This is a genomic window from Lacticaseibacillus suihuaensis (genome assembly GCF_054785075.1).
Genome location: NZ_BAAGBJ010000023.1, coordinates 1 through 9912, shown reverse-complemented (window position 1 = coordinate 9912; position 9912 = coordinate 1). Strand labels below are relative to the sequence as shown.

General features: G+C 59.0%; 8 protein-coding genes. 7 read left to right on the top strand and 1 reads right to left on the bottom strand.

The annotated features are described in order from the left end of the window. Window positions 1-136: 136 nt before the first annotated feature. The 4 genes from ACYVRZ_RS12710 (at window position 137) to ACYVRZ_RS12695 (ending at window position 4052) form a co-directional block, all read left to right on the top strand. Entirely contained in the window at window positions 137-1333 is a 1197-nt protein-coding gene (locus ACYVRZ_RS12710; RefSeq protein ID WP_461227411.1) for a hypothetical protein, read from the top strand. A 12-nt stretch (window positions 1334-1345) separates the two neighbouring features. Then, window positions 1346-2614 carry a hypothetical protein gene (locus ACYVRZ_RS12705; RefSeq protein WP_461227409.1) on the top strand — a complete coding sequence of 423 codons (1269 nt, stop codon included), beginning with the start codon at window positions 1346-1348 and terminating at the stop codon, window positions 2612-2614. A gap of 85 nt (window positions 2615-2699) precedes the next feature. Beyond that, window positions 2700-3308 carry a GNAT family N-acetyltransferase gene (locus tag ACYVRZ_RS12700; RefSeq protein ID WP_461227407.1) on the top strand — a complete coding sequence of 203 codons (609 nt, stop codon included), beginning with the start codon at window positions 2700-2702 and terminating at the stop codon, window positions 3306-3308. 447 nt (window positions 3309-3755) lie between these two features. Further along, a complete protein-coding gene (locus tag ACYVRZ_RS12695) occupies window positions 3756-4052 on the top strand; it encodes a hypothetical protein (protein ID WP_461227405.1) in 297 nt (98 codons plus the stop codon). Between the two features lie 509 nt (window positions 4053-4561). Here the strand turns inward: ACYVRZ_RS12695 and ACYVRZ_RS12690 are convergent. Then, window positions 4562-6412: a hypothetical protein gene (locus tag ACYVRZ_RS12690; RefSeq protein WP_461227403.1), complete on the bottom strand. Its 1851-nt coding sequence runs from the start codon at window positions 6410-6412 to the stop codon at window positions 4562-4564. 754 nt (window positions 6413-7166) lie between these two features. Here ACYVRZ_RS12690 and ACYVRZ_RS12685 point away from each other — a divergent pair. The 3 genes from ACYVRZ_RS12685 to ACYVRZ_RS12675 all read left to right on the top strand — a co-directional run bounded on the left by ACYVRZ_RS12685 (window position 7167) and on the right by ACYVRZ_RS12675 (window position 9534). Continuing rightward, window positions 7167-7871 (top strand): hypothetical protein, encoded by a 705-nt coding sequence (locus ACYVRZ_RS12685; RefSeq protein WP_461227401.1) that lies wholly within the window; start codon window positions 7167-7169, stop codon window positions 7869-7871. An 85-nt stretch (window positions 7872-7956) separates the two neighbouring features. After that, complete coding sequence (locus ACYVRZ_RS12680; RefSeq protein ID WP_461227399.1) at window positions 7957-8505, top strand: hypothetical protein; 549 nt, start codon at window positions 7957-7959, stop codon at window positions 8503-8505. A gap of 498 nt (window positions 8506-9003) precedes the next feature. Further along, the gene (locus ACYVRZ_RS12675) at window positions 9004-9534 is read left to right on the top strand and encodes a ClbS/DfsB family four-helix bundle protein (protein WP_461227397.1); all 531 of its coding nucleotides are present in this window, start codon (window positions 9004-9006) and stop codon (window positions 9532-9534) included. The last annotated feature ends 378 nt before the right edge of the window (window positions 9535-9912 follow it).

Below are 9912 nucleotides of genomic sequence, written 5' to 3'. Positions count from 1 at the left end.
TCTCACCAGATGGACTCGGTCGGGCGGGTGTCGGACTCGGTGTTTTTCCTGAAGGACCAGCACATCCACGACGTTACCAATTCCGGGCAGGACATGATGGCCTTGTACACCGAGACCTTCCTGCAGGAGGCCGTGCATGCATGACCAGATCCATTTTGACCTGAAGAAAAACTGGCTGGCGACCACCAACCTGGTGATCTTGATCGCCTTCACGCTGCTGCTTTTGGTGACCTACTTCACCGCTCGCAGCACCGCCGATCAGTCCGACAACGACAATTACAACGCCTACAACGTCGCCGATGACAAGCTGCTGACCCATGTGGCCAAGCTGCAGGCGATCAAGAACCCAGACGCCGCGACGGTTCGCAAGCTGCAGCGGCGCATGGCCCAGCACGAGTACCTCAAGACCATCGAGCTGGCCCATACCGACCTCGACAACGTCTTCACCACCAACCTGACCAAGGCGCGGCTGGAGACGGAAAAGGCGGTCTTGGCCTACGAGCGCTACACGTTGCGCGAGGTGCAGGCCGGGCGGGGCAAGGACCTGGTCGTCATCGCGCTGCCGGGCAAGAAAACCGACAAGAGCCTGCTGGGCCGCAAGAAGGACGTCGCCTACTACGACTACCTGGTCAAGCACAAGCTGGTCGAGGTGCCGGCGACCAAAAAGGACGCGCCGGCCAACAATTACATCGCCTACGCCTTCCTGTACAACGTGTCGCCGCTGCTGTTGCTGGCCGTTTTTGCCGTGCAGCTGGGCCAGCTCTTCACGGTTGAAAAACGCCGCGGCACGATCAACTTCCTGAACATCGTCCCGCGGGGCAAGCTCGGCGTCCTGACCGCTCGCATGGTCAGCTTCCTGGTGCTGACGGTGCCGCTGTTCCTGGCGGCCTGCGGCATCGCTTACGTGGCGGCGGCGCAGCGCTTCGAGATCGGCTCCTGGCAGTATCCGATCGTCTACTCCGCCGATGGCCAGCACGTGTCGATCATGATGATCGGCCAGTTCCTGCTGTTGTACCTGGCGCTGCTGTTGGCGGTCGCGGTGTTCATCATGATGGTCAGCGCCTTGGTCAGCCTGTACTCGGGCAACCTCGCCGTCAACATCGTCGCCAGCCTGGTGGTGATCCTGCTGGGGGCCCCGCAGGTGATGACGCGGGTGCCGGCCGGCCTCGCGCGGTTCTTGCCGACCGCCTACTTCCAGATCAACTCGGTGATTCTGCACGAAACCAGCTGGTCGATTCCCGGCATCGGCTTCGGCGTGGCGGTGCTGCTGGCCTGGAGCCTGTTGCTATACGCCGGATGCACCCTGATCCTGCGCCGGCGCCAGCTGATCTGAGGAGGGATCGCCATGTTTGGACAGATTCGCCTTGAACTGCGCAAGCAGCCCTGGCTGCTGCACCTGGCCGGGCTGATCGCGATGCTGTTGCTGTTCGTCGGACCGCTCGGCCACGCGCTGGGCATCATTCCCACCACCTATCGCTTCTTCGGCGGGGTCCGAACACCAAGTTACGTGAATTACACCACGACCAGCGAGGCCAAGGCGGTGCAAGAGGCCCGAGCGGCGGTGGAAAAACAGTACATCAGCGCCGTCAAAATCCGCCCGGCCAACGACACGAAGGCGATGCTCAAGCTGATGCGGGACCTGCGCCGGCCGCTGGCCCAGCGCGATTACCTGACCGCCAACAAGCTGACTTTGGCTGCCATCGACAAGGAGCCGCTTTTGGCCAACAGCTACGAGCTCAAGCAGGTCATCAACACCACCGACGCCGGTTCCGCGTCGCTGAACGCCGACGCGATGGCCGCCAGCCTGCACTACTACATCGACCACCGCATCAACAGCCTGCAGATCATCGACGAGAAGGTCAGCGCGGTGACCGCGGTGCAAGGCATCATGAGCCGCTACGGGTCGCACGTCTACAAGGTGCTCGTGCTGGACAACAAGAAGCAAAGCTTCGTCAAGCTCAACGCCGGAACGCCTTTGACCTGGATTTTTCTCTGCTACGTCGTGCTGGCGATGGCCCTGGTGTTCAACTTCGACCGCCGCAACAACACCGAGAACCTGATGCGCATGAGTCCGCGCCGCGACTGGGCGATGGTGCTGGTGCGAGCTGCGGTCACGCTTGGCATCATCGTGGCGGTGCTGGCGCTGACGGTGGTGCTGGCCCTGGCCATCAACGCGGGGCTGCCGGGTCACACGCTGGGGCCGCTCGGGTACCCGCTGATCACCACCAGCGCCGCGACCGTCATCGTGACGCCGGTGTGGCAGTACGTCGGCACGGCGCTTGCGCAGTACGTGCTTTGGGCGGTGCTGCTCAGCGGCGTCGCCTACGTCGTGACGCAGTTCGTGGCCGAACCGCTGCTGGTGCTTTTGCTGTGCTCGCTGACCTTCCTGGGGCTGCCGCTGAAGTTTCTTGAGGTGCTGCCGCTGCCGGTTCGGCAATTATTTCCCGGGTTATACACCAACCCACCGGCGCTGGCCGATCGCGCGGATTATTTCCGGCTGATTCCGCTACACCAGGCGTTGACGGTGCTGATCGTCTGGACGGTTGGCGCCTGGGTGCTGGGCGTCGTCGTCCAGCACGTGCGGTACCGCAAGCGGGGGCCGTGGCTGAACTGAGGCAGGTACGAGACAACGGCGCCGGTGAGCGGCGCCTTTTTGTGTTATGCTGGAGGCCGGTAAGCGCTTCATAGGAGGAAAAACCATGCTCACAATCACCACTGAACGCCTGGTGCTGCGACCGTTCACCGCGGCCGACCTGCCGGCCTTCTTTGCCATTCAGCACGACCCGGTCGTCAACCGCTTCCTGCCCTGGTTGGCGCCGCAGACCGAAGCCGCGGCCGCGGCGCTTTTGCACCAGCAGTACCTGGGCGACCCGGACGGCGAGGCCCTTGCCATCTGCCTGAAAACCACGGGGCAGCTGATTGGCTTCATCCACGCCGAGGCCAGTGCCGCCCATGATTTTGGCTACGGCATGGCCCGGGAATTCTGGGGTAACGGCTACATGAGCGAGGCCGGGGCGGCCCTGATCGCCCACTTGCCGGTGGCCGACTATCCCTTCTTGACCGCGACGCACGACCGCGAGAACCCGCGCAGCGGCGCGGTGATGCGGCGGCTGGGCATGACCTACCAGTACACGTACCTGGAGCCGTGGCAGCCCAAGGACATCCCGGTGCATTTTCGCCTGTACCTGCTCAACCGCGACGGCGACGCGAGCCGGACCTTCTCGAAGTACTGGGACATGTACCCGACGCACTTTGTGGAGGCGGGACTGGGCGATGCAGGGCCTCGAGGTAGGGCAGACCTAATGTGACCGCGATTGAATCCGTCGGTGGGTTACCGAAAAAATTCGGGCGATAGTCAGGCGGCTATCGCCTTTTTGATGTGGTCGGGTCCGTGGTGCGTTAGGGGTTACGTCAATGGACGTTAAGTGAGCTGGGCTGAGCCATTGGTGCGGCGGCTTGGGTGGGAGCGGAACGTCGGGCTTTCGCTGGCATTAAGTGACTTAACGCCGCGCAATCGATTCACTTGCTCTCTGTGTGTTGAGCCAAGCGTGACATTTAGTTGTTGAAATAAAAAATTGTGGGGGTGCGACGGCGGGTGAAATTATGCTTGAACGCGCTAGCCAAACATCGACCGCCCCTGCGCCGCGATAGGATTGACTTAATATTCCGTCGGTCGCATACTGATGATGCAAACGATTACAACCGCAGCGAATGGCTCTTTTTGGGTGGCTCACTCGCAACAGAAGGAGGTCATCATGCGCCAACACAAGAGGTGGTTCCAGTCGCTTTCCATCGATTTTTACCTTGCGCTGTTCATCCTGCTCGGCTACAGCGTTGCTTTCAATCAATTCGCGCCGCTGACCCGCTTTGCGTTCAGCAATTGGGGTTACTGGGTCGTGTTCAGCGCCGCGTGTTGGCGGCTGGTGACCTTTTTGCGCCAGGGCAGGCCGGATGGCGAGCAGGCGCTTATTTACGCGCGGCTCAACGCCTGGTTTCCCTTCGTCACTTACCTGGGCCTGTGGCTGGTTGAGCACTTATTGTTACGGATTTGAGACTCGGGTAATCGAAGAGGGGGGCCGCTGACGCGGTCCCCCTCTTTCAATCGTCCCGCTCGTGAGTCTCAAGTGCGGGTCCCAAGCGCCACGTCTAGGCTCCCCGTCCCGCTAAATTCGCCGGCCTGCGCTCTGGATCGTCGAGCTCCGCCGAGCAACGCGAACGCGATTAGCTAGCGCCGGCACTCGAAGCACAGACCGCTTCAAGCACCGGCGCTGCGCTACTCGGTTCGCTAACTGCGCTCGGCTCCGCTCTGGATCGTCGAGCTCCGCCGAGCAACGCGAACGCGATTAGCTAGCGCCGGCACTCGAAGCACAGACCGCTTCAAGCACCGGCGCCGCGCTACTCGGTTCGCTAACTGCGCTCGGCTCCGCTCTGGGTCGTCGAGCTCCAGCCGGCAGCGCGGGAGCGGCTAGCTACGCCGCGTCACTTGGGACCAAGTGCGGGTCCCAAGCGCCACGGCTAGGCTACCCGTCCCGCTAAATTCGCCGGCTTGCGCTCTGGTGGGTTACTTCAACGTTCCGTTCGTTACCTTTCCGGCCACGCTGCCCAGGCCCTTGGCCACCCGGGCGGTGAAGGTCAGCTTGTCGCCGGCCATGATGAAGCGAGCCCGGGGGTCGGTTTTGACGCTGACGGTGTAGACCACGGGGTCGTCGTCCAGCAGGAAGCTCATCGCGTCGCCGCTCAGGCTGACGCGGTTGACGGTACCTTGAACCTTGGTCTTTTTGCCGGCGGTGGCGGCCGCGGTCGGATCGACGCCGAACAAGGCGCGGTAGGCGGCTAACGCGGCGTCGGCGTCGCTGCCGGTGGCTACGGTGCTTTGGGTGCCGTTACCGCTGGCCAGCAGGTAGACGTAGCTGCGGAAGGCGTCCGAGGAGTCCAGCATCGATACGACCCAGGTCGGGCGGCCGTCGATGCGGTAGAGCATCGGCATTTTCGGCTTCCAGCCGGTTTGCTTCATCATGTCCTTGGCGAGCTTTTGGGCCCGGTCCGGCGTCATCGCGTCGTGGGTTTCGCGGTAGTAGTAGGTCTTGCCAGTCGCCGCGTCGGTGAAGGTGTAGCCCATCACCGAGGTCTGCGCGGATTTGGCCGAGGTCAAAGACTGCTGGTAGTAAATCTGCCCGTCGTACATCACCGGGGTCACGTCGTTGTCGTGGCCCTCGGTGCCGGCGCCGGTCACGGCGACCATCACGCCGTTGCGAGCCCCGCCCCAGCCGTTGGCGTTCCACCAGCCGTTGCGCTCGGCGCCCCACGCGGCGACCTGGCTGCTTGCGGTGGTCGGGTCGATGGCGACGTCCAGCCAATCTGGTTTTTGCGCCAGGTTGCGGTAAAAATGCAGCTTGCCGGACTCCGCGTTCAGGGTCACGACGGCCTTGTGGCGGAAGTCCTGGCGGTTGGTCACGCCGTAGCGCCGCACCAGGGTCGCGACGTAGTACGGGGTGCCGTCCTCGGCGATTTCAAGCTGCGGGGTGTTACGCATCATCACGTAGCCGGAGGTCGCGGTGGCGGCATACATCAGGCGCCGCGCGTCCTGGCCAAAATAGGCGGCCGGGGTGTAGCGCATCGCCTTTTTCACAAAACGTGGCGAGGCCGACTTGCTGGTCGCGTCGACCTTGAAGTAGCCGTCGACCTGCTTGTAGCGCAGGTAGCGGAAGAAGCTGCCGTCAAAATCCAGCGGCGCCACGTAAACCAGCTTGCCGCCGTTGATCTGGGCCCGGACATGGTCGACCGCGTAGACGTTGGCGTTGGGGATGTTGCTCAGCGAGTTGTTGACCTGAGTCAGCACGGTCGCCGGCGCGTTGACCACCGGGGCCTGGGCCTTTTTGCCGCCGACCACCGGCAGCGGCGCCTTAGTCGTCGATTGGTAGCTGGTCACCGGCGCGTTGTTGGCGACCTGCTTGGCGTCCACGACGCCCATGAAGGCGAACACGGCCATCGCGATCAGGCTCAGCGCGAAGCCGGCGCCGGCCAGCCGCAAAAAGGGCTTGGCCAGCCCGGTCGGCTTGCGGTTCTTGGCGCCTGGCGTCACGTCCTGGCGCGGCTCCTTGCCGTGCTTGCCGGCGGCCGCGGCGAACTTGGTCCAGTCGATTTTGGCGCCGCCACCGGCGAAGCTGGCGGTGATCAGCGCCGCCACCGTGCCGGTCAGCAGGTTCCACAGCACGGTGGTGGCAAGGCTTGGCTCCGGCAGCGCGAAGTAGATCAAGGCGAGCATCAGCGCGAACAGCAGTACCGTGGTCACGGCCAGGCGCCAGGCGCGGCCGGCGCGGTGCCGGACGGCCAAGGCGATTGCGCCAATCAGGCCGACCGCCACCCCGGCCGCGGTGAAGCGCAGCGTAATCCCTAAGAACAGTCCCAACATAGGTCATTTTCCCCCTAATACATCATTATATTTATATTGTAGCAAACTCGGGTGTCGGGACATCGGACTTGAGGTGCATTTTTCTTGAGATTATTTCCCGGGAAACGCCGCGGTGGCCTTGCAACTTGCCGGTAAGTGGCTCATCGGTTGAACCGGGTCGATGGTACTGAGCGAGGACACTGCGATGGTCTTGTTGCCGCATTTCGCCCGGGTATCCAAGGCCCTGGGCCGATTCACTCATCGGTTGTCAGAACAACGCTCGGCAATCAGCAGTTAAGGGTCAACCAAAAGTTGTTGTTACTCGAATTTCGTTAGGCCCTGTCAATTTGGCTGATGAAATAATATAAAGTTGAATTTGTTCCTATGCGGCTTCGTTCTAGTATTCATCCGGAGCGAGACCGTATATTTGTCCGACGATTTGTCCGATCAAGTGTAACTTTTTGCTTTGGTAGACTTCTGAGAAATCTTTCAGCTTAAGGCCTTGCTCGTCTTGCCGCGATAGTACAGCTGACGGTAGCCTAGCTTTTGCGTGGAACAGTCGTAGATTCCGCGATAGACGGATGGTCGCGTAACGAACCGGTATCGAGTCGAATTCATGTTGCAAATGGCCAGAAATTTGGTGACCAATGACGATTGGTGATGTCGTAGATGACAGACTCACAGACTCGCAAATTTCACTATGCTCAATAACGCGATGACGACGTGATTTCTTCCGAATAGCGTGATAACGAGTTGAGGCATCCTAGACGGACTCGTGTCGCCGGCTGTCGTTCCAAGTGATATCGCGCCTGATTCAGCTCTTGGAGTGGCTAGGGAACTTGGCAATTGCGGCCTGAGAGAGCCCATTATTGAAGACCGAGCCGTATCCTTTCTAAGCAAACTTCCATCAGATATACGGCGTCTTGTAGACGATACTAAATTTGCCAGTGTGCCGTTCCTAATTGAAGACGGTGTTACTCGTATAATTGAGAGTGTCGTTGGGTTTGCTGGTTCAACGGGGGCAAGCGCCGTACTAGATCTTGGAACGGATGGTCTCGCTGTTGTGCCAACTACGTCATTCCTGACAGCAGCTTACGCTGCCAGCAATGACGCACTGCTAACGGGTATTGGTGAACTGACTGGTGCGGCAACCGTCCTAATGTCCTCACGGCTGCCGTCTGATATTAGCCATACAAGTGAGACTATCAGCCCAACACAGCCAATTGGGGTCACCTTAAAGCAAAAACGTGCTCTACGAGTGGACTACGAAGTAATCAGTAAGAAAATCCAAATTCAAGATAACTTGGATTCTAAATTTGATGTACGACTTCCAGAATCAGTTCGAACCAGCAGGGATGCAATTGCCGAGTGGCTGATTGAGAATGAATCGGCCTTAGCAAAAGCATTAGGCTACAAAAGGGACATAAAGGCCTGGAATAAATTATTAAATAGGCTATGGAAAGCTGTCCAGCGTATGTAACAGTCGCATTTCTTGATTGATACGTTGCATATGGTACAATCAAGGCATCGGTGATTATCAATAAAAATGAGTATGGAGAACCAAAATGAGACTTTTAGTTAAAGCGGCTAGGAAGAAACCAGAGTTACAACTTCGAGTGACAATGGTCCACCAACTTTGGACTGATCAGTTTAATGGCAGGCCTGTTGAATATTCACATGACGGCTCGAGTGAATCGTTGAGAGACCAAGGCTACATCAACTTTTGGTATGGTAAGTGGAGCGATCCCATGTGGGATATGGAAACGCGCACACGCTATTTATTCTCGGAGGATGGCGTGAACTGTTCGATTGTCAAGCGTGAACAGATGTATCATATCCTTTCCAAGAGAAAAGGGGTAATGACAGTCGATCGGCGAGCCCTGTCGCTTTTCGCCATCATGCTGGCCGAGGATATTGGCAGCAACATCAGCGAGGACGATGGTAAACGCTGGCAGACGCCAGCCGAATTCTGTGAGGCTCATGTAGCCCTTCTAGACCTATCCTACGAGGATGCAATGCGGCTGAGTTACGACGAGGAGCCTGATCCTGAACCAGAGCCTGAGCTGGATGTTTTTAACAGTGAGGAATTCTTTAAGCAAAATAATAGTCGATAGGTCGACTGCAAATAAAATGGCACAAAAATTACTGAATATTTTCTCGAATCCGCTTGGGTAACCGGATTAGCCATTTCAGCACACAGTTTAGTCTGCGCCACAGGTTCTGGTTGTGTGCAGTGCCCAAAACCCTATGTGCTGTCCGCTGTCGGTGTGAAGAGACGCCGGTTTTTTGCATCGTTACCGCGGAACGACGGACCATATGTTTCGTAGGCTTGCGAGATGTTTGGTCTGTTTTATTTTGAGGGTTGGGCTTATGAGCAACTTGCTTTCCATATTGGGGCGCCTATAGGTGGCACAGCCCATCAGTGCTTGCATGATTTTGCGTGGTCAGGATTCTTTATTTATGTATTACATCGTGACGCTACACTGATTGTTCGAGAAGATTATTTCCCGGGAAACGCCGCGGTGGCCTTGCAACTTGCCGGTAAGTGGCCCATCATTGAGGCGGAGTCAGTTTTAGGTTGGCTTGAATTCGAACCCAAGGGAGGAGAGAAAATGGCAAAACCACAAACAAGACAAGACTTAATTCTCAGCACTTACCGGCACCACGACCGGCTGGTGGCGCAAGTCGACGCGCTGAGCCCGAGCGAGCAGGCCGCCGCCTTTGCGTTCAAGGGCCGCGACCACAACCTGCGCGACGTGTTCGTGCAGCTGGCCGCCTGGGAGGACCTGTACCTGGACTGGAGCCAGGCGAACCTCGCCGGCGACGCCAAGCGCTTCCTGCCGCAGCCTTACACCTGGCAGACGGTCGGCAAGCTCGGCCGCAAGATCCAGGCCGAGCACGTTGACACCACGCTGACCGACGCTCGGCAGTTGTTTGAAAGCGCATACGGCAAAATTATGGATCAGTACGAGCAGCTGACCAACGAGCAGCTGTTCCTGCGCGGCTTCTACCCCTGGACCGGCTCGATGGCGCTGGGGGAATACGCAGCGATGGTCTCGTCGCAGCACTTCGCCTGGGGCATCAAGGTCCTGGACCGCTTCGCGCATCAGCTGGCCGAACAACACGCGGTGGCCAGCAATTAAGGCTCACCAAAAACGGTGCCGCCCCTCGCAAGTTCAATGCGAGGGGCGGCACCGTTTTGATGTGGGGCGGCGCGAACGCGTTCCGTCGGTCTCGGCGCTTGAGGCGCCAGCCGGTTCGCTAAGAACGCTCGGTTCTGCCCTTCAAACGGGCGCCACCCGGCAACGCGGGAGCGGCTAGCTCGCACGGTTCCTTGAAGCATAACCCGCTTCAAGACCCCGTGCCACGCTACCCGTCCCGCTAAATGCGCCCTTCAATTTTCAAGTCAAGTGCAACGATGATAACGAATTCTTGATAGTGGTCTAGGCTGTTACGCCATGCATCGGTAGTAATCGCATGGGCGAAGATAGTTCAGAATACGTCTGGGACGATGGTTCAGT